At 72.2% G+C, this 26,170-nt stretch carries 25 protein-coding genes; 11 read left to right on the top strand and 14 right to left on the bottom strand.

Going from position 1 to position 26,170, the window contains the following annotated elements; all coding sequences use genetic code 11:
• Nucleotides 1–35: 35 nt before the first annotated feature.
• From WFJ17_RS10630 to WFJ17_RS10640, 3 genes are all read right to left on the bottom strand, one after another.
• Complete coding sequence (locus tag WFJ17_RS10630; RefSeq protein WP_251438923.1) at nt 36–452, bottom strand: VOC family protein; 417 nt, start codon at nt 450–452, stop codon at nt 36–38.
• Between the two features lie 233 nt (nt 453–685).
• A complete protein-coding gene (locus WFJ17_RS10635; RefSeq protein WP_336648398.1) occupies nt 686–1,093 on the bottom strand; it encodes a VOC family protein in 408 nt (135 codons plus the stop codon).
• A gap of 196 nt (nt 1,094–1,289) precedes the next feature.
• Nucleotides 1,290–1,706 (bottom strand): VOC family protein, encoded by a 417-nt coding sequence (locus WFJ17_RS10640; protein ID WP_336648399.1) that lies wholly within the window; start codon nt 1,704–1,706, stop codon nt 1,290–1,292.
• A gap of 86 nt (nt 1,707–1,792) precedes the next feature.
• On the opposite strand from WFJ17_RS10640, the gene WFJ17_RS10645 reads away from it, so the two are divergent.
• Nucleotides 1,793–2,203, top strand: coding sequence for a Rid family hydrolase (locus WFJ17_RS10645; RefSeq protein WP_336648400.1), 411 nt, complete (start codon nt 1,793–1,795; stop codon nt 2,201–2,203).
• 39 nt (nt 2,204–2,242) lie between these two features.
• Here the strand turns inward: WFJ17_RS10645 and WFJ17_RS10650 are convergent, their stop codons facing one another.
• Complete coding sequence (locus WFJ17_RS10650) at nt 2,243–3,010, bottom strand: siderophore-interacting protein (protein WP_336648401.1); 768 nt, start codon at nt 3,008–3,010, stop codon at nt 2,243–2,245.
• A 104-nt stretch (nt 3,011–3,114) separates the two neighbouring features.
• Here WFJ17_RS10650 and WFJ17_RS10655 point away from each other — a divergent pair, with 104 nt between their 5' ends.
• From WFJ17_RS10655 to WFJ17_RS10670, 4 genes are read left to right on the top strand one after another with little or no spacing between them, the layout of a single operon-like run.
• Nucleotides 3,115–4,107, top strand: coding sequence for a siderophore ABC transporter substrate-binding protein (locus tag WFJ17_RS10655; RefSeq protein ID WP_336648402.1), 993 nt, complete (start codon nt 3,115–3,117; stop codon nt 4,105–4,107).
• Between the two features lie 20 nt (nt 4,108–4,127).
• Nucleotides 4,128–5,135 carry an ABC transporter permease gene (locus WFJ17_RS10660; RefSeq protein ID WP_292885517.1) on the top strand — a complete coding sequence of 336 codons (1,008 nt, stop codon included), beginning with the start codon at nt 4,128–4,130 and terminating at the stop codon, nt 5,133–5,135.
• Entirely contained in the window at nt 5,128–6,177 is a 1,050-nt protein-coding gene (locus WFJ17_RS10665) for an iron chelate uptake ABC transporter family permease subunit (protein WP_251438908.1), read from the top strand. Before WFJ17_RS10660 ends, WFJ17_RS10665 begins: the two co-directional genes overlap by 8 nt.
• Nucleotides 6,174–7,043, top strand: coding sequence for an iron ABC transporter ATP-binding protein (locus WFJ17_RS10670; RefSeq protein WP_336648403.1), 870 nt, complete (start codon nt 6,174–6,176; stop codon nt 7,041–7,043). The genes WFJ17_RS10665 and WFJ17_RS10670 overlap by 4 nt, the downstream gene beginning before the upstream one ends.
• Nucleotides 7,044–7,234: 191 nt before the next feature.
• On the opposite strand, the gene WFJ17_RS10675 is transcribed toward WFJ17_RS10670, so the two are convergent.
• Both WFJ17_RS10675 and WFJ17_RS10680 read right to left on the bottom strand, forming a co-directional pair.
• The gene (locus tag WFJ17_RS10675; protein ID WP_336648404.1) at nt 7,235–8,182 is read right to left on the bottom strand and encodes a DNA-3-methyladenine glycosylase family protein; all 948 of its coding nucleotides are present in this window, start codon (nt 8,180–8,182) and stop codon (nt 7,235–7,237) included.
• Between the two features lie 184 nt (nt 8,183–8,366).
• On the bottom strand, nt 8,367–9,089 hold the full coding sequence (locus tag WFJ17_RS10680) for a winged helix-turn-helix domain-containing protein (protein ID WP_251438901.1): 723 nt from the start codon (nt 9,087–9,089) through the stop codon (nt 8,367–8,369).
• Between the two features lie 328 nt (nt 9,090–9,417).
• On the opposite strand from WFJ17_RS10680, the gene WFJ17_RS10685 reads away from it, so the two are divergent.
• The 3 genes from WFJ17_RS10685 (at nt 9,418) to WFJ17_RS10695 (ending at nt 14,112) form a co-directional block, all read left to right on the top strand.
• Nucleotides 9,418–9,726: a GNAT family N-acetyltransferase gene (locus WFJ17_RS10685; protein ID WP_251438899.1), complete on the top strand. Its 309-nt coding sequence runs from the start codon at nt 9,418–9,420 to the stop codon at nt 9,724–9,726.
• A 130-nt stretch (nt 9,727–9,856) separates the two neighbouring features.
• Complete coding sequence (locus WFJ17_RS10690) at nt 9,857–11,089, top strand: exonuclease SbcCD subunit D (RefSeq protein WP_336648405.1); 1,233 nt, start codon at nt 9,857–9,859, stop codon at nt 11,087–11,089.
• Nucleotides 11,089–14,112: an SMC family ATPase gene (locus WFJ17_RS10695; RefSeq protein WP_336648406.1), complete on the top strand. Its 3,024-nt coding sequence runs from the start codon at nt 11,089–11,091 to the stop codon at nt 14,110–14,112. The genes WFJ17_RS10690 and WFJ17_RS10695 overlap by 1 nt, the downstream gene beginning before the upstream one ends.
• A 19-nt stretch (nt 14,113–14,131) precedes the next feature.
• Here WFJ17_RS10695 and WFJ17_RS10700 read toward each other — a convergent pair whose 3' ends face one another.
• From WFJ17_RS10700 to WFJ17_RS10715, 4 genes are all read right to left on the bottom strand, one after another.
• Complete coding sequence (locus WFJ17_RS10700) at nt 14,132–15,286, bottom strand: thiolase family protein (protein WP_251438893.1); 1,155 nt, start codon at nt 15,284–15,286, stop codon at nt 14,132–14,134.
• A 70-nt stretch (nt 15,287–15,356) separates the two neighbouring features.
• Nucleotides 15,357–17,177 carry a glutamine--fructose-6-phosphate transaminase (isomerizing) gene (gene glmS / locus WFJ17_RS10705; protein ID WP_336648407.1) on the bottom strand — a complete coding sequence of 607 codons (1,821 nt, stop codon included), beginning with the start codon at nt 17,175–17,177 and terminating at the stop codon, nt 15,357–15,359.
• A gap of 40 nt (nt 17,178–17,217) precedes the next feature.
• Nucleotides 17,218–17,478 carry a hypothetical protein gene (locus WFJ17_RS10710; RefSeq protein WP_292885488.1) on the bottom strand — a complete coding sequence of 87 codons (261 nt, stop codon included), beginning with the start codon at nt 17,476–17,478 and terminating at the stop codon, nt 17,218–17,220.
• Nucleotides 17,479–17,552: 74 nt separating this feature from the next.
• Nucleotides 17,553–18,710: an acyl-CoA dehydrogenase family protein gene (locus WFJ17_RS10715; RefSeq protein WP_336648408.1), complete on the bottom strand. Its 1,158-nt coding sequence runs from the start codon at nt 18,708–18,710 to the stop codon at nt 17,553–17,555.
• Between the two features lie 86 nt (nt 18,711–18,796).
• Here WFJ17_RS10715 and WFJ17_RS10720 point away from each other — a divergent pair, with 86 nt between their 5' ends.
• Complete coding sequence (locus WFJ17_RS10720) at nt 18,797–19,375, top strand: TetR/AcrR family transcriptional regulator (RefSeq protein WP_251438886.1); 579 nt, start codon at nt 18,797–18,799, stop codon at nt 19,373–19,375.
• 10 nt (nt 19,376–19,385) lie between these two features.
• Here the strand turns inward: WFJ17_RS10720 and WFJ17_RS10725 are convergent, their stop codons facing one another.
• On the bottom strand, nt 19,386–20,000 hold the full coding sequence (locus WFJ17_RS10725; protein WP_251438884.1) for a TetR/AcrR family transcriptional regulator: 615 nt from the start codon (nt 19,998–20,000) through the stop codon (nt 19,386–19,388).
• A 166-nt stretch (nt 20,001–20,166) separates the two neighbouring features.
• Here WFJ17_RS10725 and WFJ17_RS10730 point away from each other — a divergent pair, with 166 nt between their 5' ends.
• Together WFJ17_RS10730 and WFJ17_RS10735 are read left to right on the top strand one after the other, a co-directional pair.
• Nucleotides 20,167–21,639 carry an APC family permease gene (locus WFJ17_RS10730; RefSeq protein ID WP_336648409.1) on the top strand — a complete coding sequence of 491 codons (1,473 nt, stop codon included), beginning with the start codon at nt 20,167–20,169 and terminating at the stop codon, nt 21,637–21,639.
• Complete coding sequence (locus WFJ17_RS10735; protein WP_336648410.1) at nt 21,636–22,757, top strand: DmpA family aminopeptidase; 1,122 nt, start codon at nt 21,636–21,638, stop codon at nt 22,755–22,757. Before WFJ17_RS10730 ends, WFJ17_RS10735 begins: the two co-directional genes overlap by 4 nt.
• A 57-nt stretch (nt 22,758–22,814) precedes the next feature.
• Here the strand turns inward: WFJ17_RS10735 and WFJ17_RS10740 are convergent, their stop codons facing one another.
• Genes WFJ17_RS10740 through WFJ17_RS10750 form a run of 3 tightly spaced genes read right to left on the bottom strand, consistent with a single transcriptional unit; the run spans nt 22,815 to nt 26,169 of the window.
• Entirely contained in the window at nt 22,815–23,636 is an 822-nt protein-coding gene (locus WFJ17_RS10740; RefSeq protein ID WP_336648606.1) for an HpcH/HpaI aldolase/citrate lyase family protein, read from the bottom strand.
• On the bottom strand, nt 23,636–24,118 hold the full coding sequence (locus WFJ17_RS10745) for a MaoC family dehydratase (RefSeq protein WP_292885471.1): 483 nt from the start codon (nt 24,116–24,118) through the stop codon (nt 23,636–23,638). The genes WFJ17_RS10740 and WFJ17_RS10745 overlap by 1 nt, the downstream gene beginning before the upstream one ends.
• Nucleotides 24,115–26,169: an ATP-binding protein gene (locus WFJ17_RS10750; RefSeq protein WP_336648411.1), complete on the bottom strand. Its 2,055-nt coding sequence runs from the start codon at nt 26,167–26,169 to the stop codon at nt 24,115–24,117. The genes WFJ17_RS10745 and WFJ17_RS10750 overlap by 4 nt, the downstream gene beginning before the upstream one ends.
• Nucleotide 26,170 lies beyond the last annotated feature (1 nt).

The following is a 26,170-nucleotide window of genomic DNA, read 5'->3' on the forward strand; positions in this document are numbered from 1 at the left end:
CCCCGGACGCCGCCGGGGTCGGCGATCGGCGGGGCTCAGGCCTGGCTCTGCCCGGCGGAGAACATCCAGTCGACGCCGAAGCGGTCGGTGAGCATGCCGAACTGGTCGCCCCAGGGCGCCGGGCCGAACTCCTGGGTGACGGTCGCCCCGTCTGCGAGCTTGTCCCACGCGGCGCGGATCTCGGCTTCGTCGGTGCCGCTCAGCGAGACGGAGACGCCCTGCGGCGCCTTGTACTCGAAGTGCGCGGGGGTGTCGGACGCCATCAGCACGAGGCCGCCGGGGGTGGTCAGCATCGAGTGCATGACCAGCGCCTGCTCGGCCTCGTCCTGGACCATGCCGGGCATGTCGCCGAAGGTCATCACCTGCAGGTCGCCGCCGAGGGCCTGCTGGTAGAACTCCATCGCGGCACGGGCATCGCCGCGGAACGAGATGTACGGGTTGAGGATGGTCATGGTGGTGCCTCCCTGCTCGGGTCTGCGGCACCGCACCGGCGCCGCACTCAGTCTGAGCCCGACCTCCGACATCGGCAACGGTGTGTCGTGGATCGGCTCTCGCCGAGTCGCCTTCCGGCTCGATCCTTCGAGCGCGGCCGCGGTTCCCTCCGGACCGGCCGTGGCGGTCTCGCCCGGCCCGGGGCCCGAGGTCCGTCAGGATCCGGGGCCCGAGGTCCGTCAGGATCCGGGGATCAATCCGCGTCCCGCGGCGGGTTGTGCAGCATCTCGAGGCGGATGCCGTTGTCGTCCTCGACGAAGGACGCGTAGTAGCGCGCGGTGAAGCGCGGATACTCCTTGGGGTCCCGCACGGGCGTCCAGCCGGCGCCGAGGGCGATCGCGTGCAGACGGTCGACCTCGGCGCGCGAGTCGACGGCGAACGCGAGGTGCTGCCAGCCGACGCGGCCGTGCTCGTGCGGGCCGTCCGCGTTCTCGCGGGCGGGGTAGAGCAGGATCTCGGGCTGGCCGTCCTGGCGCCAGTAGGCGTGGTCCTCGGCGTCGTACGCCCGGGTGTAGCCCAGGGCGGTCAGCACCGGATGGAACTGCGCCGAGGCGCTGGGGACGTGGTCGACGCTGATGCCGAGGTGATCGAGAGAAGCCATGCCCCCAGCATCGCGGACGCCGCCGACATCGGCCAGCGGGCTCGGTGCCGCCGAGCCTCCGACCGCCGAAGGCACGGGTTGGCGACGACTGCACGGGTTGGCGACGACTGCACGGGTCGTTCGCGCGAAGAAGCCGTGCATTCGGCAGGATCGGGTGCGTCCGGGGAGCACCGTGGCCCGCAGCCGAGCATGCCGCTCAGTCTTCGACGGACTCCCGCGGCGGGTTGTGCACGAACTCGAGCCGGATCCCGTTGTCGTCCTCGACGAAAGAGGCGTAGTACCGGTCGGAGAAGCGCGTGAAGACCTTCGGCGCCCGCACCGTCGTCCACCCCGCGCCGACCGCGACCGCGTGCAGTCGCTCCACCTCCGCGCGCGAGTCCACGCCGAACGCGAGGTGCTGCCACCCGATCCGGCCGTACTGATGCGGCTCGCCTCCGGGCTCCGGCGCGCGGTAGAGGATCAGCTCGACGTCGCCCTCGCGGTACCAGGCGATGCCGCCCTCCATCTCGCCGTCCTCCGCGATGCAGCCCAGCGCCGTGAGCACGGGATCCCACTGGGCGAACGCCCGGTCGAGGTCTTCCACGGTGAGGCCGAGGTGATCGATGAGGGGCATGCGTCCAGTCTGCCCGATGCGTTCGGCGCGGCAGGCTGCGGACGCGGTTGCGCACCGATCCTCCGGGCGTGCGACAGACTGTCGCCATGACCGCCGTCACCCTCGTCCGTGCCGCCGAGCTGTCCGACGTCGCGCAGTACGCGTACGCCGCGACCGCGCCGCAGAACGCGCGGCTGATCTTCCTCGCCGGCGCCTGCCCGATCGAGCAGGACGGCTCCACGGCGGCGGTCGGCGACCATGCCGGCCAGGCGAGGAAGTGCATCGAGAACCTCGAGACCGCGCTCGCCGCGGCCGGAGCGGTGCTCACCGACGTGATCAGCACCCGCGTGCTCGTCGCTTCGACCGACCGCGCGGAGCTGAGGACGGCGTGGGCGGTCGTGCGCGATGCCTTCGGCGCTCACGAGGTGCCGAGCACCCTGATGGGAGTCACCGTGCTGGGCTACGACGACCAGCTCGTCGAGATCGAAACCGTGGCCGCCGTCGTCGACAGGGCCTGAGTCGCCCGCGGTGCGGATGACGCGGCCCCGAGGCGCGGCTCAGTGCGGGGCGTGGTACTCGGCCTCGCCGCGCTTCCAGTAGCCCTTCACGACGGCCTGGGCCGGGTCCACGCCCCAGCGCTCGAGCAGGGCGCGGCCCGGCTTCACGATCGACGACTCCGCGGCGACGAAGACGAACGGGGCCGTACCCGGGCGGTCCTCCGCGACGAGCGACTCCAGGAACGCGGCGAGTGCGATGCCGGCGGGGGCGCTGCCCCGATGGATCCACTCGACGGGCACGGCGGCGTCGAGCGCGAGCTCGTGCTCGGGCCCGCGCACCTCGATCGCGATGCGGGCCGGGGCGCCGGCGGGGATCCGCGCGGCGAATCGTCGGATCGCGGGGATCGCGGTCTCGTCGCCGGCGAGCAGCCAGCCGTCGGGCTCGCCCTCCAGGACCATCGAGCCACGGGGTCCGCCGACCCCGACGGTCGAGCCCAGGGAGGCGTTCGCCGCCCAGGGGGCGGCGATGCCCTGATCGCCGTGCACGGCGAACTCGACATCGAGCCAGTCCTCGCCCCAGGCGAGCGGCGTGTACTCGCGGCTCGGCGCGGCGCGCAGCTCCTCGACCGAGTCGGCCGGGCGATCGGCGAAGAACAGTCGCATGTGGTCGTCCGCGCCCAGCGAATCGAAGCCGGCGAGGTCGGATCCGGTGAGGCGCACGCGCACGAAATCGGGGGCGATCCACTCGCGGGAGGCGAGGGTCAGGGTGCGGAAGCGCAGTTCGAGGGGGCGACGCTCCAGGGCGAAGCCGGATTTCGCGTTGGTCATAAGGTAAGGCTAACCTGTGTGAGACCTCAGGTTGAAGTTAGGTAAACCTAACCTTTCTCCCCGGGTCATTCACACAGCACATCCCGCAGAACAGGAGCATCTCCATGTCCGTGCCTCGGATCCTCACCGCCACCGCGCTCGGCCTCGCCGCCGTCGTCGCCCTCGCCGGCTGCGCCTCCGGCCCCGCTTCCGCGCCCACGGAGAGCGCGAAGGCGAGCACCGTGACCGTCGAGGACAACAACGGGAAGCACACGATCGCCACGCCGCCGACGTCGGTCGTCGCCACCGACAACCGCACGTTCCAGACGCTCGCGGACTGGGGCATCCCGGTCACCGCCGCGGCCGTGTCCCTCATGCCGGAGACGGTCTCCTACGTCAAGGACAAGAGCATCGTCGACCTCGGCACCCACATGGAGCCCGACCTCGAGGCGGTCGTCGCCGTGGCGCCGGACGTCATCGTCAACGGGCAGCGCTTCACCCAGCACCACGACAAGCTCGCCGCCCTCGTCCCCGATGCGACGATCCTCGAGCTCGACCCGCGCGACGGCAAGCCGTTCGATGCCGAGCTGAAGCGTCAGGTGACGGTGCTGGGCGAGGTCTTCAGCAAGCAGAAGGAGGCGAAGAAGCTGGTCTCCGACTTCGAGGCGGCCGCGGAGCGCGCCAAGAAGGCCTACGACGGATCCGGCGTGATGGCGGTCACCACCTCGGGCGGCAAGATCGGCTACCTCGCGCCGACCGTCGGCCGCACGCTCGGCCCGGTTTTCGACATCCTCGGTCTCACGCCCGCCCTGCAGGTGGAGGGCGCGGACGACAACCACAAGGGCGACGACATCTCGGTCGAGGCGATCGCCGCGTCGAACCCGTCCTGGATCCTCGTGATGGACCGCGACGCGGTGTTCGCGAAGGACGACCCCTCCTACGTGCAGGCCGCCGACATCCTGGAGAAGAACCAGGCGCTCGCCTCGGTCACCGCGATCCAGCAGAAGCACGTCGTCTACATGCCCACCGACACCTACCTCAACGAGGGCATCCAGACGTACACGACGTTCCTGAACTCCTTCGCCGACGCTCTGGAGAAGAGCGCGAAGAAGAGCTGACCCGACGCAGGAGAAAGCGCATGCTGACTCTTCGCCCGCGCGCGACGGCCGGCCGGACCCTGCGTCCGGTCGGCCGTCGGGCGCGGCTCTTCGACCCCGCGCTGCTCGTCGGAGCCGTCGTCGTCGCGGGCCTGCTGGTCCTGTCGCTGTTCGTCGGCGTCTACGACGTGACCGGATCCGCCGACGGCGCAGAGATGTTCGCGATCACGCGCATCCCGCGCACGACCGCGCTCGTGCTCGCGGGCGCCTCGATGGCGATGGCGGGCCTCGTGATGCAGATGCTCACGCAGAACCGCTTCGTCGAGCCGACCACCACCGGCACGACGGAGTGGGCCGGGCTCGGCCTGCTCGCTGTCTCGATCCTCGTCCCGCATCCGAGCATCCCGCTGCGCATGCTCGGAGCGGTCCTCTGCGCCTTCGCCGGCACCCTGGTGTTCTTCGCGTTCCTGCGCCGGGTGTCGCTGCGCTCGTCGCTCATCGTGCCGATCGTCGGGATCATGCTGGGCGCGGTGGTCGGATCCGTCTCGACCTATCTCGCTCTCGCGACCGACACGCTGCAGACGCTCGGGGTGTGGTTCGCCGGCAGCTTCACGTCGGTGCTGCGCGGGCAGTACGAGCTGCTCTGGATCGTGGCGGTCGTCGGGGTGGTCGTCTTCGTCGTCGCCGACCGCTTCACGCTCGCGGGGCTGGGTGAGGAGATCGCGACGAACGCCGGCCTGAACCACGGCCGGGTCGTGCTGCTCGGCACGGTGCTCATCGCCGCGACCACGGGCGTGGTGACCGTGGTCGTCGGCAACCTGCCCTTCGTGGGACTCATCGTGCCGAACGTGGTGTCGATGATCCGCGGCGACGACCTGCGCAGCAACCTGCCCTGGGTGTGCCTGCTGGGCGTGGGCCTCGTCACCGTGTGCGACCTCATCGGACGCACGATCATCATGCCGTTCGAGGTGCCGGTGTCGCTGGTGCTGGGCCTCGTCGGAGCCGCGGTGTTCATCGTGCTGATCCTGAGGCAGCGTCCCCGTGGCTGAGGTGCTGGCCGCCGCCCCGGCGCGAACCGCAGCGGCGGGAGGGCGCACGTCGGGTGCGTTCCCGACCGCGGGGGCGAGGCGACGGTACGTCCTGGTGGTCGCCGTGCTCACCCTGCTCGCCGCGGCGTCACTGATCGGGTTGCTCGTGCACGGCAACCCCGTGCCGTTCGGCACCGCCGGCTTCTGGCGCATCGTTCAGCTGCGGGTCACGAGCGTGCTGGTGATCCTGGTGGTCGCGATCGCGCAGGCCACGGCGACCGTGGCGTTCCAGACGGCGGCGAACAACCGCATCGTGACCCCCTCGATCATGGGGTTCGAGTCGCTCTACACGGCGGTGCAGACCACGGCCGTGTTCGTCCTCGGCGCGGCCGGGGTCACCGCGCTCCAGGGCGTCCCGCAGTTCGCGCTGCAGGTCGTGCTGATGACCGGGTTCGCCGTCGCGCTCTACGGATGGCTGCTCTCGGGGCGGCGCGGGAGCATGCACGTGATGCTGCTGATCGGGATCGTGATCGGCGGCGGGCTCGGCGCGGTGTCGACGTTCATGCAGCGGCTGCTGACCCCGAGCGAGTTCGACGTGCTCGCCGCCCGTCTGTTCGGCAGCGTGGCGAACGCCGACGCGTCCTACCTGCCGCTCGCGATCCCGCTGTGCCTCGCCGCGTCCACGCTGCTGTTCACGCGTGCGCGCCGGCTGAACGTGCTGGCGCTGGGCCCCGACGCCGCCAACGCCCTGGGCGTCGGCCATCGCCGCGAGCAGCTCCGGGTGCTGCTCCTCGTCGCCGTGCTGATGGCCACCTCGACCGCGCTGGTCGGGCCGATGACGTTCCTCGGCTTCCTCGTGGCGACCCTCGCGTACCAATGGGCTGACACCCACGACCACCGGCTCGTGCTTCCCGTGGCGGTGCTCACCGCCGTCGTCGTGCTGGGCGGCGCGTACTTCGTGCTGAAGCACGTCTTCTCGGCGCAGGGAGCCGTCTCCATCATCATCGAGCTGGTCGGCGGATCCGTCTTCCTGCTCGTCCTCCTCAGGAAGGGCCGTCTATGAACGCCGCCGACGGAACCGCGAGACCGAATCCGGCTCCCGAGACCGACGACGAGATCGTGGGTCTCGGGACGCGGGTTCGGTCTCGCGAGCATGCGGAGGGGACCGGATCCGGGATCTCGATCGCGGGGGTGCGCAAGCGCTACGGCGACGAGGTCGCGATCGGCCCGGTCGACCTGGAGATCCCGGCTGGGGGCGTGACCGCGCTGATCGGCCCGAACGGCGCCGGGAAGTCGACGCTGCTCACGATGATCGGGCGGCTGCTCGGGATGGACGAGGGATCCATCCGGATCTCGGGCTTCGACGTGGGCACCACGCGGTCGAAGGACCTTGCCACGGTCGTGTCGATCCTGCGCCAGGAGAACCACTTCGTCACCCGGCTCACCGTGCGCCAGCTCGTGGGCTTCGGCCGGTTCCCGCACTCGCGCGGTCGGATCACGCGCGCGGACGAGGAGGTCGTGAGCAGGGCGATCGACTTCCTCGAACTGGGCGAGCTCGAGAAGCGCTATCTGGACGAGCTCTCCGGCGGGCAGCGGCAGCGCGCCTATGTCGCGATGGTGCTCGCGCAGGACACGGGAACCGTGCTGCTGGACGAACCGCTCAACAACCTCGACATGAAGCACGCGGTGCGCATGATGCGGCACCTGCAGCGCATCTCGGACGAGCTCGGCAAGAGCGTCGTCGTGGTGCTGCACGACATCAACTTCGCCGCCCGCTACGCCGACCGGATCTGCGCCATGAAGGACGGCGAGGTCGTCGCGTTCGGCCCGGTCGCCGACATCATGCGCGGCGACGTGCTCACCGACGTGTTCGGGACCCCCGTCAGCGTGATCGACGGGCCGGACGGGCCGCTCGCCGTCTGGCACTGAGCCGTCCTGACGCCCGGGGGGTCAGCGGGCGACAGCCGCTGCGCTCCCTGGCGTGCGACGATCAGCACACCTCGTCGCGATCGGCACACGGATCCGGCTCTCTCCTGCGCTGATCGTCACAGCGTGTGCCGATCGTCGCAGGACCGGGCGACGGGCGCAGCGCGGGATCAGGAAGGCACGCGGGCCCGAGGTCAGCGGGTGCGGTGGTCCTCGGGAGCGAGGCGCGGGCCGCGGCGGGGCTCGGCCGCGCCGCTCAGACGGATGAGCCGCACGACCCGCTGCCGGTGGCCGGCCCACGGCGCGAGCAGCGCCAGCATGCCGTCGTCGTCGGTCCGATGACCGGTGAGCGCGAAGCCGACCTCGTGGGCGAGGTGGTAGTCGCCCACGCTCACGGCGTCGGGATCGCCGAGGGCGCGGATCCGGGTCTCGGCGGCGGTCCAGGGCCCGATCCCGGGCAGGCTCGTCAGCGCGGCGTCGCGGGCGGCGCCGTCGCCGGCGGCGAGCACGGCGCGTTCGAGGCTGGGCGCGCGCTCGGCCGCCCGCACGAGGGTGCGGGACTGCGGCGGCTGCACGCCCGCGCGATGCCAGGCCCAGGAGGGGATCCGGCGCCAGCCCTCGGCATCGGGGGCGACCGTCATCGGGCGCGGGACGGGGCCCGGCGCAGGGTCGCCGAAGCGCGTGACGAGCAGGCGCCAGGCGCCGTACGCCTGCAGGCCGGTGACCTTCTGCTCGAGGATCACGCCGCTGAGCGCGTCGAACACGGCGCCGGTGCGCGTGAGGCGCAGACCGGGGTTGCGCCGCGCGGTCGCGGCGATCAGGGGATGCCCGGACGGGTCGAACCCGTCCGGGTCGTCGAGTGCTCCGCACAGTGCGGGCAGGAGGTCGAGGGCGGCGTCGGCCCCGGGCCCCCAGGCGCTCGCGTGCACCTCGCCCGACGCCGGTCGCAGCGCGAGCGTGGCGATCCCGGCCGTAGTGCGCAGCGCGAGCCAGATCACGGATCCGTCGCGGACGACCGTGGGGTCCTTCGGCCCGCGCCGCAGGATGCCGACCGTCTCGTGCAGATCGAGCGGCGCGCGCGGGCGGTACGAGGTCTCCCGCATCGTCCACGCGCGCGGGGCGGGATCCGCGGCGAGGGTCATGGGAACACCCTAGATCCGGCGGCCGACAGGGGCGCTCAGGATCCGGATCCTCGGGACGTTCGCCGATCGCGCCGGAGCCGTCGAGCGCACGAGAAGTCGCCGAGTGCACCGGACCTCTGCGTCGAAAGGCCGTGCGGTCGTCAGGATCCCGTGCGGTCGGCGGGATCCCGCGGGACCGCCCGGTTCAGAACCGGTCGGGGGAGGGGGTGCCCACGCCGTAGCGGATCGCGACGTCGGCGTGGCGGTCGAAGCGGTAGCCGACGCCGCGGACGGTGCGCACGATGTCCTCGTAGCGGCCGAGCTTGGCGCGCAGCCGGCGCACGTGCACGTCGATGGTGCGCTCTCCGGGGGCCTCCTCGTCGGAGGTCTGCCACAGCGCGCCGACGAGCTCGCTGCGCTCGATCGTCGAGCCCTCGCGCAGCACGAGGTACTGCAGCAGCTCGAACTCCTTGTACGTGAACGCGGCCGAGTCGCCGTCGATCAGCACGCGCTTGCGGGAGATGTCGACGACGACGCCGCCGCCGTCCTCCGGCTCGCGCTCCTCGGCCTCCGCCTTGGAGCGGGCGATCGCGCCGGGCTCGTGCAGCGCGAGGCGCACGACGTCGAGGTCGCGCCCGCCGGTGCCCTGCGGGGCGAGGGCGACCGTGGCGTGGGTCTCGGCGTCGGGGGCCAGCTCGGCGAGGGTGCGGCGCAGCGCGTCGACGAGCAGCGGGAGGCTCACGCCGTTCGTGGCGGCCTTGAGCTCGTCGATGCCGACGTAGAGGGCGAAGCCGCGCGGCGAGCGGGCCGGCGGGGCGTCGACCGCGGGGGCCGGGGCGTCGATCTGGGTGCGCGGCACGGCGTGCAGACGCGGGGCGGCGACGGGGGCGGCGGTGACGGGACGCTCGAGGAGGGCGGTGTTCGACATGATGATGGGTCCTTGAAAGGAAGGAGTCGGTCGGAGACTCGGAGAGTGTTGCGAAGAGACCGGCGAGCCGGAGGAACGAGCACGCGGATGGGTGCTCGAGACTCAGCCCGCGAAGATCACGACGAGCGAGTCAGACAGAGTTCTGTGGCTTCAGCGACACATTCGGCAACACATGCCAACGCAACCGGGCATCATCATCCCGGTCGTCCCGTTCGCCTCCTGGGCGGACATGGGGCGTGCGTTGGTGGTCATGGGGCCGATTATTACCGACGGTGACCAACAATGTCAAAACGAGCCGCCTCCGCGCGTCGGCGGTTAGCGTGGGACGGTGGCGATCTCTTCAGACTCGGATCGGTTCGTGCTCACCCGCGAGGACGACGCGTCGCGCTACACGCTCACGCGCGACGGCGTGCTGGTGAGCGTGCTCGACTACCGTGACGACGGGCGCACCATGGCGCTGACGAGGGCCTTCACGATCCCGTCTTTCCGCGGATCCGGCTATGCCGCGGTGCTCGTCGCGAGGGCCGTCGACGACATCGCGCACCGCGGCGACCGACGCATCGACGCGGTCTGCTGGTACGTCGCGGACTGGTTCGACGCGCATCCCGAGCGGGCCGATCTGCTGCGCGTGCGCTGAGCCCTATCGCCCCGCGCGGCGTGTGTGACGTTGTGTTACGCGGACGGCTTCGACCCGTCGTCGCGGCTCTGCTGCCGCCTCCCGGCACGCCTCGGGCGCAATGTCGGACCCCGTCCGTAGCGTTGAGGGCATGAAGATCCTGCACACCTCGGACTGGCACATCGGCCGGACCTTCCACGGGCACGCCACCCTGGAAGCGCTCGCCGAGGTGCTCGCCGCGCTGGTCGCGCAGGTGCGGGAGAACGACGTCGACGTGGTCGTCGTCGCCGGCGACGTGTTCGACTCGGCGACCCCGTCCGCCCCCGCCTACACGCTGCTCACCGATATGCTCGTCGCCCTGCACGCCACGGGCGCGCGGGTGATCGTGACCAGCGGCAACCACGACTCCGCGGCCCGGCTGGGCTTCCAGGCGCGACTGCTGCGCGAGGGGATCCATGTCGTCACGGATCCGACCGGCATCGGCGAGCCGATCACGATCGAGGACGCGGACGGACCCGTGCGGTTCTTCGGCATCCCGTACCTCGAGCCCGCGATCGTCCGACAGCATGCCGCCTTCCAGAAGCCCGCCTTCCAGAAGCCCGCCCTTCAGAAGCCCGCGTCGCCGCAGCCTGCCGGCGCGACCGAGGACGACGGGCGGCCGCTGCGCACGCAGGCGCAGACGCTCGCGCGCGCGATGGGCCTCGTGCGCGCCGGGATGGCGGAGCACCCCGGCCGCGCGGTCGTGATCGCGCACTGCTTCGCCGCCGGTGTCGACGCGACCACGGGGCTCGAACGCGAGATCCGCCAGGGCGGCATCGACATGGTGCCGGTGTCGCTGTTCGAGGGCGTCGACTACGTGGCGCTCGGGCACATCCACGGGCGGCAGGCGCTCACCGATCGGGTGCGGTACGCCGGGGCGCCCCTGCACTACAGCTTCGGCGAGCAGCACAAGCCCCGCGGCTCGTGGCTCATCGAGCTCGCGGCGGACGGCGCCGTTGACGCGCGATGGCTGGAGCTGCCCGTGCCGCGCCGGCTCGTGACGCTGACCGGATCCTTCGCGGACATCCTCTCGCCGGAGAACGTCGCGGCGCACGCCGACGACTGGGTGTGCGCGGTCTACACCGACGACCTGCCGCAGACCGAGCCCATGCGCCGCCTGCGCGAGAGGTTCCCGTTCTGCGCGCTCGTGCAGCACGAGCCCCTGCGCACGGCCGCGGTCGAGGAGCGCTCCTACACCGAACGGCTGCGCACCGCGGCGACCGACGAGGAGCGCATCGACGCCTTCCTCGCCCATGTGCGCGGCGGCGCCGGGGCGAGCCCGCAGGAGCAGGAGCTGATTCGCGAGGTGCTCGACGACCGCACGCGGGCGGAGGCGCTCGTCTAGTGCAGCTGCATCGTCTCGAGATCGAGGGCTTCGGCCCGTTCCTGCGGCGTCAGACGATCGACTTCGACGCGTTCGCCGCGGACGGCGTCTTCCTGATCGGCGGTCGCACGGGGGCGGGCAAGTCGAGCATCCTCGATGCGGTCTGCTTCGGTCTCTACGGCAACGTGCCCCGCTACGAGGGCGGTGAGAAGCGCCTGCGCAGCGATCACTGCGAACCCGCGGATCCGACCGAGGTCGTCGTGGAGTTCAGCACCGTCTCCGGCCGATACCGGGTCACGCGCTCGCCCGAGTACCAGCGCCCCGCCAAGCGCGGCGGCGGTCTGACCAAACAGGCGTCGGCGGTGGCGCTCGACGAGCTCGTCGGCGGGGAGTGGATCGGCCGGGCCGCGCGCGAGGTCGACGTCGCGCACGCGCTCGGCGAGATCCTGCAGCTGAACCTCCAGCAGTTCCTCCAGGTGATCCTGCTCGCGCAGGGGCGGTTCGCGCGGTTCCTGCTCGCCGACAGCCGGGAACGCCAGTCGCTGCTGCGGCGTCTCTTCGGCACCGGCCGGTTCGAGGACTATCAGAATCGTTTCGACGACCGCCGTCGCGCGTCGGAGCAGGCGCTCGGCGCGGGTCGGGCGAGCGTGAGCGCTCGCGTCGAGCAGGCCGAGAAGCTCGTCGCGGAGAACGGGCTGCAGGGCGCCGATCAGAGCGGCCTCGAGGGGGAAGCGGACCCTCCGGGGGGCGAGTCTGCGGCCTCCTCGCTCGACGAGCGGCTGGAGGCCCTGGGCCGGGCCAGGGCGCGGGCCGACTACCGCGAGGAGCAGCGCCGTCAGGAGCGCGACCTCGCCGAGGCCGCCCACCGCGCGGCGACCGCCGCGCTCGCCTCGGCCCGTGAGGAGAAGCAGGCGCAGACGGAGCGGGATCGTGCCCGCGCCGCGCTCGTCGTGCTCGACGCCGCCGCCGACCGGATCGCCGCGGATCGGCGCACGCTCGACGACGCCCGGGCTGCGGAGGCGCTGCGCCCTGTGCTGAGCGCGGCGGAGCGCACCGCCGCCGCCTCGGCCGCTGCGACCGCCGCGGAGGCCGCGGCCCGCGACTCCTGGCGGGCGTGCACCGCGGCCGATGCCGAGGCGCCGGACGGCTCCGCCGCGGATGCGCTGCGCACCTGGGCCTCCGACCTCACCCGATCCAGCGGCGCCTGGCAGCAGGCGGCCGGGGCGGAGGCGCAGCTCGATGCGCACGAGGCCGCGGTGACGGCCGGGGCACGCGAGGCCGAGGCGATCGCCGGGGAGCAGGAGCTCCGCGATCGGGAACGCGCGGCGCTGCCCGAGGCGATCGAGGCGCTGACCGCGGAGCGCGACGCCCTGCGGCGGCGGGCCGACCGCCGGGCCGACCTCGATGCCGTGGTGGCACAGGCCGAAGCCCGACTGCAGGGCGCCCGGGACGTCGCCGCGCTCACCGAGGCGCGGAACGACGCGGAGCGGACCGTCGCCGATCGTGAGCAGGAGGCCGCAGCCGCCTTCGCGCACGCCGCGGACCTGCGGCGCCGTCGCGATGCGGGGATGGCGGGGGAGCTCGCCGAGGCTCTGCGCCCGGGCGAGGCCTGCAGCGTCTGCGGATCCACGGAGCACCCGGCCCCGGCCGTGCACGCGGATCCGGTCTCGCAGGGCGACGTCGCCGAGGCCACGGAAGCGCGGGAGCGCGCCGCCGAGCTCGTGCGCGCGGCCACGAAGGCGCTGGCCGCACGGGACGCCGACCTGGCCGCCGCCACCGTACGCGCCGACGGGCGCACGGTGGAGACGGCGGAGTCCGAGCTCGCGGCGGCGCGCGCGGAGCGGGATGCCGCCGCTGCCGCGGAGACGGCCCGTGCGGACGCGGACCAGCGCCTCGTCGAGCTGCGGAGCTCTGCCGACCGCCTCGAGACGACGATCGCCGGGCTGTCCGCCCGTCACGCGGAGGCGAATGAGCGCCTCGCCCTTGCCCGTCAGGTGCTCGCCTCCGCCCAGGAGTCCGTCGCACAGGCGCGGGGCGCCTTCACCACCGTCGCCGCGCGGCTCGACGACGCGGCCGTCCGCATCGCCGCCGCGCAGGCGCTCGCGGCGGCGATCGCGGAGCGCGAATCCCGGTCCGAGGCGGCCTCGGTCGCGCGTGCCGAGCAGCAGGAGGCGTTGATCGCGTCGCCCTTCGACGACGCGACGGCCGTCGGAGCCGCGCTGCGCAGCCCCGCGGATCAGGCCGCGCTCGAGGAGCGGATCACGGCGCACGCGGCCGAGCGCACGAAGGAGCGGGCGATCCTGCTCGACCTGGAGCTGCGCACTCTTCCCGACGAGCCGATCGACCTCGCGCCGTACGAGCGCGCAGAGGCCGAGGCGCGCGCGGCCTGGACGACGGCGGTGGATGAGGCGAGCAGATCCCGCGTCACCGCCGCACAGCTCGGATCCCTGATCGAGTCCGCCGCGGCCGAGCACGCGCGCGGCGCCGCAGCGGCGCAGGAGCACGAGGTCCTGCAGCAGCTCGCAGACGCCGTCGCCGGTCGCGGGGCAAACACGTATCGGATGAACCTGGAGACCTTCGTGCTCGCCGCCGAGCTCGAGGAGATCGTCGCGGCCGCGAATCTGCGCCTCGCGGACATGTCCTCCGGGCGCTACCAGCTGCAGCACAGCGACGCCCGCGCCGCGCGCGGCGCCGCATCCGGCCTCGGCATCGTGGTGTTCGACGCGTTCACCGGGCAGACCCGGCCCGCCCAGTCGCTCTCCGGCGGCGAGACGTTCCTCGGCTCGCTCGCCCTCGCCCTCGGGCTGGCGGAGGTCGTCACCGCCCGTGCGGGCGGCATCCAGCTTGACACCCTGTTCATCGACGAGGGCTTCGGATCCCTCGACGGGGAGACGCTCGACGTGGCCATGCGCACGCTCGACGAGCTGCGCGCGGGTGGCCGCACGGTCGGCGTCATCAGCCACGTCGAGGCGATGCAGGAGCAGATCCCGGCGCAGATCACCGTCCGCACGACCCCCGACGGGCCGAGCGTGATCGAGTCCTGAGCCGCCGCGTACCTGCCGCTCAGACCAGTTCGTACACCGTCGCGTTCGCCATACCGCCGCCCTCGCACATCGTCTGCAGGCCGTAGCGGATCCCGCTCTGGCGCATGTGGTGCAGCAGGGTCGTCGCGAGGCGCGCGCCGGATCCGCCGAGGGGGTGCCCGAGAGCGATCGCCCCGCCGCGCGGGTTGACGAGGGCGGGATCCGCTCCGGTCTCCTCGAGCCAGGCGAGCACGACCGGGGCGAAGGCCTCGTTCACCTCGAAGGCGCCGATGTCGCCGATGCCGAGGCCCGCCCGCTCGAGCACCTTCGCCGTCGCCGGGATGGGCCCGGTGAGCATGAGGATCGGATCCGATCCGACGACCGCGACGCTGTGCACGCGGGCGAGGGGGACCAGCCCGAGCTCGGCGGCGCGGGCGCTCGTCATCATGAGCACGGCGGCCGCGCCGTCGGAGATCTGCGAGGCGCTGCCGGCGGTCACCACCCCGCCCTCGAGGAACGGCGTCGGGAGCGTCGCCAGCCGTTCGACCGAGGAGTCGGCGCGGATGCCCTGATCGGTCGTGACCATTCCCGTGGCCGTCTCCACGGGGACGATCTCGTCCGCGAACAGTCCGGCAGCGGTCGCCGCCGCCGCCCGCTGGTGCGAGCGCACCGAGAACTCGTCGAGGTCGGTGCGCGTGAGGCCCCACTTCTGCGCGATGAGCTCGGCCCCCACACCCTGGTTGCCCAGATCCGGATAGCGCTCGTGCATGAGCGGACCGTAGGGGTCCTGACCCACGACGCTGGAGAACATCGGCACGCGGGACATGACCTCGACGCCACCCGCGACCACGATGTCGGCGTAGCCGGCGATGATCGCGGCGGCGGCGCTCTGGATCGCCTGCTGCGACGAGCCGCACTGCCGGTCGATGGTCATTCCCGGCACCTGCTCGGGCAATCCTGCGGCGAGGGCGGCGTTGCGCCCCACGTTGAAGGACTGCTCCCCGACCTGCGACACGCAGCCCCAGATCACGTCGTCGACGAGATCCGGATCCACTCCGGTCTCGGCGAGCACCGCACGGATCGGGTGGGTGGAGAGGTCGACCGGGTGCACGCCGCTGAAGACCCCGCGCTCGGGCTTGCCGATCCCGACCGCGGTGCGGCGCGCGGCGACGATGACCGCGTCTCTGCTGCTCATGGATCCATTGTCCCTCCGCGCGCGCCGGCGCGGTTCCCTCGGGGTGGTGCGCTCGCGCAGCGACCCCGGCTCACTCCACGGTGACCGACTTCGCGAGGTTGCGCGGCTTGTCGACGTCGTGCCCCAGCAGCACTGCGGCGTGGTAGGCGAGCAGCTGGGTCGGGACGGTCAGCAGGATCGGATCCAGCTCGGGCTCGTTCTTCGGCACGACGATCGTGCGCACGTCGAGGTGCGCGAGATCGACACCCGGGTGCGTGATCGCGATGAGCGGCCCCTTGCGCGCGAGGATCTGCTCGGCGGCGGCGAGGTTGCGGTCGGTCAGCTCGTCCTCCGGGATCACCGCGACCGTCGGCATGTGCGGGTCGATGAGGGCGAGCGGGCCGTGCTTGAGCTCGCTCGCCTGATACGCCTCCGCGTGGATGTAGCTGATCTCCTTGAGCTTCTGCGCGCCCTCCCGCGCGACCGGGAACCCCCGCACGCGGCCGATGTAGAACGCGCTCTGCGCCTTCGCGACCTCTTCGGCGACGACGGAGATCCGCTCGGCGCCGTCGAGGATCTCCCGGATCTGCTCCGGGATGCGCTGCAGGCCGCGCAGGATGCGCTGGCCGTCCGCGTGGGAGAGATCGTGGAGCCGTCCCAGGTGCAGCGCGAGCAGCGCGAAGGACAGCGCCATGTTCGTGAGCGCCTTGGTCGAGGCGACGGAGATCTCCGGTCCCGCGTGCAGGTAGATGCCGCCGTCGACCGTGCGGGCGATGGTCGAGCCCACGACGTTGACCACGCCGATCACGCGTCCGCCCTTGCGCTTGATCTCCTCGACGGCGAAGGCCGTGTCGGCGGTCTCGCCGCTCTGGCTCACCGCGACGTAGAGCGTGTCCGACTCGATGATCGGCTGGCGATACCGGAACTCCGACGCGGCCTCCGCGTCGGCCGGGATGCGCGCGAGGTCCTCGATGAGCTGGGCGCCCAGCTGGCCCACGTAGTACGCGGATCCGCAGCCGAGGATCTTGATCCGGCGGAAGCCGCGCAGCTCCCGCGGGTCGAGTCCCAGGCCGTCCAGGCGGGCGGTGGCGAACTTCTCGTCCAGCCGGCCGCGCAGCACGGTGGCGGCGGCCTCGGGCTGCTCGTGGATCTCCTTGAGCATGTAGTGCTGGTAGCCGCTGAGCTCGAGGTCCTCGGCGGCGACGCTGATCTCGACCGGCTCCGAGCTGGTCGGGCTGTTGCCGCGGTCGAAGGTCCGGAATCCGGTCGCCGTCACGGTCGCCAGCTCGCCGTCGTTGAGGTGCACGACCTGGTTGGTGTGCCGCACGAGGGCGGCCACGTCGCTGGCCACGAGCATCTCCTTGTCGCCGATGCCGATGATCAGCGGGGATCCGCTGCGGGCCAGGACGATCCGCTCCGGGTGCTGCTCGTCCAGCACCGCGAGGGCGTAGGTGCCGGTGATCCGGGTGAGAGCCGCGAGCACCGCCTCCTCGAGGGTCGGCGCGTCGGACTGCGCGATGAGGTGGGCGATGACCTCGGTGTCGGTGTCGCTGCTCAGCTCGACGCCGGACTGCGCGAGCTGGGCGCGCAGGGCCGCCGCGTTGTCGACGATGCCGTTGTGCACCACGCTGATCCGGCCGTCCTGGCTGCGCTGCGGGTGCGCGTTCCGCTCGACCGCGGGGCCGTGCGTCGCCCAGCGGGTGTGACCGATGCCCGCGGTGCCGGTGAGGCGCTTGGGGAGCGCGCCCTCGAGCTCGCGCACCCGGCCGACCCGGCGCACCGAGGTGGTGCCCTTGCTCCCGAGCACGGCGATGCCGGCCGAGTCGTAGCCGCGGTACTCGAGGCGCGTGAGGCCTTCGACGAGGACGGGCGCGGCGGCCTGGTGGCCGATGTATCCGACGATTCCGCACATGATGGAGCTCCTCAGGAGGGGGAAGGGGACGGGGACGTGCTCAGCCGTAGACGATGCGGCGCAGCTGCCGCTCGGAGAGCTCCGGAGCCGCGACGCGACGGTCGCGCAGCTCCGCGGCGATGAGGGCGAAGGCCTCCGCGTTGCGCGTGCCGTAGAGCTGGAGCTCGGCGTGGCGGCGCCGCACGAAGGCTTCGACGGTCTCGTCGTGCCAGGCGAGCACGTCGTCGACGACCCGCGCGGCGACGCTCGCCGGCAGACCGGTCGATGCCGCGATCCGCTGGATCAGGTCATCGTCGGTCATGTCACGAGTATGCGGATCCGGAGCGGGAACGACAAGAATCTGCCCGAATTCGGGCAGAAACTATCCCTGCGGTGTCAGAGTCCGAGGCTGCGGGCGATGAGCATCAGCTGCACCTCGGTCGTGCCCTCGCCGACTTCGAGGATCTTCGAGTCGCGGTAGTGGCGGGCCACCCGGTACTCGTTCATGAAGCCGTTGCCGCCGAACACCTGGGTGGCGTCGCGGGCGTTGTCCATCGCGGCCTCGCCGGCGACGAGCTTCGCGATCGCGGCCTCCTGCTTGAACGGCTTGCCGGCGAGCAGGAGCGCCGCCGCGTGGTAGTACGCGCGGCGGGCCACCTGGGCGCGCGCCTCCATGCGGGCGATCTTGAAGGCGATCGCCTGGTGACCGCCGATGTGCGTGCCGAACGCCTGACGCTCCTTGGCGTAGCGCACCGCGTCGTCGACGCAGCCCTGGGCCGCGCCGACCGCGAGGGCGGCGATGGCGATCCGGCCCTCGTCGAGGATCCGCAGGAAGTTGGCGTAGCCGCGGCCGCGCTCGCCGAGCAGGTTCTCCGCGGGCACCCGCACGTCCTGGAACGAGAGCGCGTGCGTGTCCGAGGCGTTCCAGCCGACCTTGTCATAGGGCGGGGCGACATCGAAGCCCGGCGTGCCCGAGGGCACGATGATCGTGGAGATCTCCTTGCTGCGCTCGGTCTCGCCCGTGACCGCGGTGACCGTGACGAACGCGGTGATGTCGGTGCCCGAGTTGGTGATGAACTGCTTCGAGCCGTTGACGACCCACTCCGGGCCGTCGAGTCGCGCGGTCGTCCGCGTGCGGCCCGCGTCGCTGCCGGCGTCGGGCTCGGTCAGGCCGAACGCGCCGAGGGCGGTGCCGGCCGCGAGCGAGGGCAGCCAGCGCTGCTTCTGCTCCTCGGTGCCGAAGCGGAAGATCGGCATGGCGCCGAGCGAGACGCCGGCCTCGAGCGTGATGGCGACGCTCTGATCGACCTTCGCGAGCTCCTCGAGCGCGAGGCAGAGGGCGAAGTAGTCGCCGCCCATGCCGCCGTACTCCTCGGGGAAGGGCAGTCCGAACAGGCCCATCTCGGCCATGCCGGCGACGACCTCGTAGGGGAAGCTGTGCTCGCGGTCGTGCTGCGCCGAGACCGGCGCCACCACCTGCTCGGCGAAGTCGCGGACGGTCGCCGCGAGCTCGCGGTACTCCTCGGGAAGCTCCGACGGGATCGCTTCGGACATGGATCCGCTCCTCAGTGAACGATCGATAACTGAAACAAAGGTTAGCGGGCGTTCACTCGACTGTCCAGGATCGATATCCTTGCCGGATGACCACCGCAAGGGCGCAGGGGAAGGCGCGTACCCGGCAGCGCTTCCTCGATGCCGCGGCGCATCTCTTCGCGGACCGCGGCTTCCACGCGGTCTCGATCGGCGAGCTCGGCACCGCCGTCGGGGTCAGCGGCCCCGCGCTCTACCGCCATTTCGCGAGCAAGGACGCGATGCTCGAGGAGATCCTGCTCGGGACGAGCGAGTTCCTCCTGCGGGGCGGGCAGGACATCCTGGCGGCGACGCCCGGATCCGATCGGGAGCTGCTCGACGCGCTGATCGACTTCCACCTGACGTTCGCGCTGACCCATCGGGACGTGATCCGGGTGCAGGATCGCGAGCTGGGCACGCTGCCGGCCGCGGCGAACCGGCAGGTGCGCAAACTGCAGCGGCAGTATCTGACCCTGTGGTCCGAGGTCGTCGCGCGGCTCCGCCCCGAGGTCGCCCCCGCCGATCGGCAGGTGACGATGCACGCGGTGTTCGGCCTGCTGAACTCGACCGCGCACAACACGGTCGCGGGCTCCGCGAACGAGCGCAGGATCCTCACGGAGGCCGCGCGGCAGGTGCTGCTCGGCGCCTGAGGGCCGGGACTCAGCGGCGCAGCGACAGCTCGGCGCAGCCGGTGACGATGCGGGCGTAGCCGAGCACGAGCTCGCGGGCGCGCCGCGGGCCCGCCGACCGGTTGCCGCTGATGATGTGCAGCTCGTAGGCGTCCTCCAGCGAGACGAAGTTCTGCGCCAGATCGATGATGGGCCCGGCGAGGCGGAAGTGCCCCTGCGCGACGCCGAGCTGCAGCGTGGCGAAGTAGAGCGCCACCTGCCGGTCGTACAGGGCCTGCAGCAGCGGGCCCATCGCGGCGCTGCCGCGGCGGAACAGATCGATGTCGTGCATCGCGATGACGAGGGCGTCGTCCTCGCTCTTCGGAATGCCCGCGTCGATCATCACGGCGAGCTGCTCGCGGGCGTCGTCGATGTCGGCCAGCGCCTGCAGGCGGGTCGTGTAGAACCGGTCGCACGCCCAGGTGTACACGTCGTTGATGAGCTGGTCGAGATCGTTGAAGTGGTAGTGCACCGTGCCCGTCGACACGCCGGCGCGCTCGGCGACGTCCTGGATGCGGAGGTTCGCGATGCCGCGGTCGCGGATCGCGTCGAGGGTCGCGAGGATCAGCTGATCGCGACGCTCCGGAGTCTTCTTCGCGCTTGCCATGCGCCCATCCTTGCAGGGCGACGGGGTCGGCCGGCATGTCCTGTGCGGATCCGCCTGTCCGATACGCAGTTGACTCGCCAGTCAGAAAATTGAGTTCAAGGATTGACTTAACAGGGGATCTGTTTTTGACTGAGCCGTCAGTTGTCCACAGACGGAAGGCTCGATGATGAGCGATGGACTGCAGGAAGAGCTCGGCGAGGCCGCCGGCGCGAGGGGGGCGAAGGCTCCGGGGATCGTCCCCGACGCCGGGAAGTACGAACAGCAGCTCTCCCGGGGGCTGACCTTCAAGGAGAACATCCTGATCACGCTGTCGGCGGTGACGCCCGCGTCGAGCGTGTTCATCATCGTGCCGGCGATCATCAACGGCATCGGCGGGGCCTCGGCCCTCGCCTTCCTCATCGGCGCCCTCGTCGGCGTCTTCGTCGCGCTCTGCTATGCCGAGCTCTCCAGCGCGTTCCCGATCACGGGCGGCGAGTACGCGTTCGTCGCGCGCACGCTCGGCAAGCCCTGGGGCTTCGGCCTCTTCCTGCTGAACCTGGTCAGCGGCGTGCTCATCATCGGCGTGATCGCCTCGGGTGCGGGCCAGTACCTCGGCGTCCTCTCGAACGCGCTCGGCGGCGGTTGGGTCGGGATCGTCGTGATCCTGGTGACCACCGTGATCGCGTGCCTCGGGATCAAGACCAACGCGTGGGTCACCGGTGTCTTCCTCATCCTGGAGATCGGTGCGCTGGTCGTGCTCACGGTCGTCGGCTTCCTGCACGTGAGCCAGCCGATCTCGACGCTGTGGACCGTGACCACGAGCGGCCCGGGCGGCGCGCTCGTCAGCGCCTCCGCCGGACTCGTGGTCTCGTACACCGCGACCGCGCTGTTCGCGTTCAACGGCTACGGCGCCGCCGTCTACTACGCCGAGGAGACGAAGAACGCGCGCTCCACGATCGGACGGGCGATCCTGTGGTCGCTCGTCATCGCCGTGGTCGCCGAGATCGTCCCCACCATCGCCGTGCTGCTCGGGTCGAAGGATCTGGCCGCCCTCGTCGCCTCTCCCGCCCCGATGACCCAGTTCCTCACCGAGCGCGCCGGTCCGGTCGTCAACACCCTGGTCAGCGTCGGCATCGCGATCGCCGTGATCAACGCCGTGCTCGCGATCATCCTGCAGTTCGGGCGCACCCTGTTCTCCTCCGCGCGCGACCGCTCCTGGCCCGACGCCATCAACCGTCCGCTGGGCCGGATCCACCCGAGGCTGCGCACCCCCGTGGTCGCGACGATCATCGTCGGAGTGATCGCGGCGCTCTGCCTCTGGCTCGTCCCGTTCTCCGTGCTGCTGGTCGCGACGAGCGCCGGCATCGTCATCCTCTACGCCCTCGTCGGCCTCGCCGCGTTCGTCGGACGGATCAACCACACCACCGACGCCGCCGAGTACCGGATGCCGATGTGGCCCGTCGCGCCGATCCTGATGACCCTCGCGACCCTCGTGATCCTCGTGATGAGCCTCATCGCCGACTGGATGCCGGTCGCGGTCGCCGTCGGGATCTTCGCCGTCGGCCTGCTCTACTACGCGCTCTATCTGCGCGGGAAGCCGGACCGCTGGACGCTGCCGCTGCCCGCCGACGAGGAGCTCGAGGACGAGGTGCGCGGATGAGCCGGGACCGCGCGCGCGACCTCGGACTGATCCGCGGGGGTGTTCCCGGCCGGGACAACGCCATCACCGACGTCCCGGGCGTCGAGGTCGGCTACCGCACGCTCATCGGGGACCGCGGGCCGGTGGCCGTGCGCACGGGGGTCACCGCGATCCTGCCGCGCGGGCGGGCCGGCGCGGCGGATCCGGTGGCCGCTGGGGTGCACTCCCTGAACGGCAACGGCGAGATGACCGGATCCGTGTGGATCGCGGAATCCGGCAGCCTCGGCAGCCCGGTGCTGATCACCAACACGCACTCGGTCGGGGCCGCGCACGAGGGCGCGATCCGCTGGATGCTCGACGCCGTCCCCGGGGCGGCGGACCAGTGGCTCCTGCCGGTCGTCGCGGAGACCTGGGACGGGCGGCTCAACGACATCAACGGGCTGCACGTCCGGCCGGAGCACGCCGTGGGCGCGCTGGAGGCGGCGCGACCCGGGCCCGTGGACGAGGGGGCGGTCGGCGGCGGCACGGGCATGATCTGCTACGGCTTCAAGGGCGGATCCGGCACGGCGTCGCGCCGGGTGGCGCTGGGCGACGCCGAGTACACGGTCGGGGTGTTCCTGCAGGCGAACTTCGGCGAGATGTCGGAGCTGACCGTGCAGGGCGTGCGCATCGGGCCGGTGCTCAAGGCCGAGGCGTCCGCGGCGGCGGGGCCGTCCGCGGCGGTCGCGCCCGTCCCGCCGCCGCAGGGGGCGGGCAGCGTGATCGTGGTCGTGGCGACCGATGCGCCGCTGCTGCCTGGGCAGTGCACGGCGATGGCGCGGCGCGTCTCGCTCGGCCTCGCCCGCACGGGGACCGCGGGCTCGCACTTCTCCGGCGACATCTTCCTCGCCTTCTCGACGGCGAACGCGGGAGCGCTCGCGAGCCGCTTCCCCGCCGAGGAGGAGGCGGTCGTGCTCGACGACCTGCGCGCCGTGCCCTGGGGGCGGATGGACGCGCTCTACACCGCCGTGGTCGAGGCGACCGAAGAGGCGGTGCTCAACGTGCTGGTCGCGGGCGAGGACATGGTCGGCCACAAGCAGAGCATCCCGGGCCTGCCGATCGAGCGGGTGCGGGAGCTGCTGGCGGGGCGGGCGGGGTAGGGCTGCGGGCCGTCCTGCGCTCCGGGGGACGTCCGTCCGGACGTCCGTCCGGACGTCCTACCGGCCGAGGATCGCCCTGGCCTGGCGGAGCACCGGCTCGTCGACCATGTGCCCGTCGAAGCGGAACACCCCGGGCCGCAGCGCGGCCTCGGCGAGGACGCGCTCGGCCCAGTCCGTCTCCGCGGGGGTGGGCGCGTAGGCCGCGCGGATCACCGTCGCCTGGCCGGGGTGGATGCAGGCCGTCGCGTCGAAGCCGCTCGCGGCGGCGTCGAGCGCCTCGGCGCGGAGCCCCTCGACGTCGGCGATGTCGAGGTGGACGGAGTCGACCGCGGCACGCCCCGCCGCCTTCGCCGCGAGCAGCACGCGGGAGCGGGCGTGCCGGGCGACGTCGCGGTAGCCGCCGGGATCCCGTTCGCCCTGACCGAACCGGCTGGATCGGCCGGACATGCTCGCGATGAGGTCCTCCGCACCCCACATCAGCCCGATCGCGGCCGGGTGCGCGGCGATCTCCTCGGCGTGGACCACCCCGCGTGCGGTCTCGCACAGGGCCAGGACCCGGTGGCCCGCGGCGTGCAGAGCGTCGAGGTCGGCGGCGGACTCGGCCTTGGCGAGCATCGCGGTGCGATAGCCGGTGCTGGCGAGGGCGGCCAGGTCGAGCGCGTGATCCGCCGTTCCCGCCGGGTTCACCCGGACGATCGTGCGCTCCGGATCCAGCGCCGAGGCGGCGACGCGCTCGCGGGCGGCGGGCTTGTCGGCGGGGGCGACCGCGTCCTCGAGATCGAGGATCACGGTGTCGGCCGCCGCGAGCGCCTTCTCGTAGCGGTCGTCGCGGTCCGCCGGGCAGAACAGCAGGGCGGGGCCGTGCAGGATCCCGGACATCAGGCGGGATCCGTCGGCAGGCACCGCATGAGCGTGGAACGGGTCGCGAGCGCGACGACCGTGCCGTCCTGATTGCGCATGGTGTGCGCGAACTCGACGATCCCCTGTCCGGGGCGCGACGACGAGAGCCGCTTCGAGACGATGCGCGTCTCGGCGTAGAGCGTGTCGCCGACGCGCACCGGGGCGGGGAACGAGACCTCCGAGAAGCCGAGGTTCGCCACGATCGTTCCCATCGTGAGCTGCGCGACCGAGAGCCCGACCAGCGTGGAGAGCGTGAACATGCTGTTCACGAGGCGCTCGCCGAACTCGGTGCCCGCGCTCCACGCCGCATCCAGGTGCAGCGCCTGGGTGTTCATGGTCAGCGTGGTGAAGAGGACGTTGTCGGCCTCGGTGACGGTACGGCCGGGGCGGTGCAGGTAGACCGCATCCTCCTCGAACTCCTCGAAGTACAGCCCGCGCTGTTCGATGCGCTTCTCGGTCACGTCCCCGCTCCTTCCGCTCCCTGTGCCTCGCCGGGCTCGCCGGCCGGACGGGCCGGCTCGATCACGGCGAGCGTCTGCCCGCGCGCCACGGTGTCGCCCTGCGCGGCGTGCAGCGCGACGGTGCCGGCGACCCCGGCGCGCAGCACGTGCTCCATCTTCATGGCCTCGACCACGAGCACCGGATCCCCCTCCTCGACGTGCGCCCCGTCCTCGACGTGCACGAGCACCACCGTGCCCGGCATCGGCGAGTCGAGATGCGGCACGCTCGCCGCCTCGGCGGCCCCGCCGCGTGCGGCCCGCTCGATCGCGACGTCGAAGACGGCGCCCGCGTGCGCGACCGCGACCCGGCCGGCGCCGGCCCGGAGCGCCGCGACCGTGCGCGTCACGCCGTCGATCGTGATCGTGCGGCGCAGGTCGCCCGCATCGCGGATCGCGGCGGGGACCGGGGCGGATGCGTCGACGGCGACCGCGAGGGAGGACCCGGATCCGGTCACGAGCACCTCGGCGCGGCGCTCGCCGCAGACCAGGGCGTAGCGCCGGGGGGCGGGCGGCCCGAGCCGCCAGCCGTCGCGGCGCGCCCAGGGGCCGCTCGGGACGTGGCCGGTGCCGGTCCCGGGGGATCCGTCCAGGAGCAGCGCCGCCTCCGCGAGCACCCGCTCGTCCGCCGTCGCGAAGGCGAGGTCGTCGAACCGCCGTGCGATCAGGCCGGTGTCGAGCTCGCCGGCGGCGACCTCGGGCAGCTCCAGCAGTGCCCGCACGAACTCGACGTTCGTGGGGAAGCCGAAGACCGCGGTCTCGTCGAGCGCGCGCACGAGCCGCCGCCGCGCCTCGTCGCGGTCGGCGCCCGTCGCGATGATCTTCGCGAGCATCGGGTCGTAGTCGATCGAGACGTCCAGGCCGTCCTCGATCGCCGTGTCGACGCGGATCCCCTCCCCGGCGGGATGGATCACGCGTGTGACGCGCCCGCCGGTCGGCAGGAACCCGGCGGCCGGATCCTCCGCGTACACCCGCGCCTCGATCGAATGCCCGCGCAGCACGACGTCGTCCTGCGCGAAGGCGAGCCGCTCGCCGGCCGCGATGAGCAGCTGCTGCTCGACGAGATCGAGTCCGGTGACCTGCTCGGTCACCGGGTGCTCGACCTGCAGGCGCGTGTTCATCTCCATGAAGAAGAACTCGTCCGGCCGGGTCGCCTCGACGATGAACTCGACCGTGCCGGCGCCCCGGTAGTCGACGCTGCGCGCGGTCTCGCACGCGGCGGCGCCGATCGCGGCCCGGGTGGCCGCGTCGAGCAGGGGAGAGGGCGCCTCCTCGATGACCTTCTGGTGCCGCCGCTGCAGCGAACACTCGCGCTCGCCGAGGTGCACCACGCTCCCGTGCGCATCGGCGAGGACCTGGACCTCGATGTGCCGCGGCGTGCTGAGGTAGCGCTCCAGGAACAGCGCGTCGTCGCCGAAGCTCGCGGCGGCCTCGCGGCGGGCCGCGGCGATCGCGTCGGCGAGGTGCGCCGCGTCGGCGACCACGTGCATGCCCTTGCCGCCGCCGCCTGCCGAGGGCTTGATGAGCAGCGGGTAGCCGATCCCCGCGGCCGCTTCGATGAGGTCGGCGTCGGTGAGGCCCGGCCGGGCGATCCCGGGCACCGTCGGGACGTCGCGCTCGGCCACGGCGAGTTTTGCCGTGATCTTGTCGCCCATCGTGCGGATCGCCTCCGCGGTTGGGCCGATGAACACGATCCCCGCCGCGTCGCACGCCTCGGCGAACGCCGCGTTCTCGGCGAGGAAGCCGTACCCGGGGTGGATCGCCTGGGCTCCGGTGGACCGGGCGGCGGCGATCACGGCGTCGATCGACAGGTAGCTCTGCGCCGCGGGGGCCGGGCCGATCCGCACCGCGACGTCCGCGAGCGCGACGTGGCGGGATCCGGCGTCGGCGTCGCTGTACACGGCGACCGAGCGGATGCCGAGCCGGCGCAGCGTCGCGATGACCCGGCAGGCGATCTCGCCGCGGTTGGCGATGAGGACGGTGTCGAACACTCCGACAGGCTCAGTGCGGCGCATC

Source organism: Microbacterium sp. MMO-10, from assembly GCF_037148715.1.
In the GTDB taxonomy this organism is placed as follows: Bacteria; Actinomycetota; Actinomycetes; order Actinomycetales; family Microbacteriaceae; genus Microbacterium.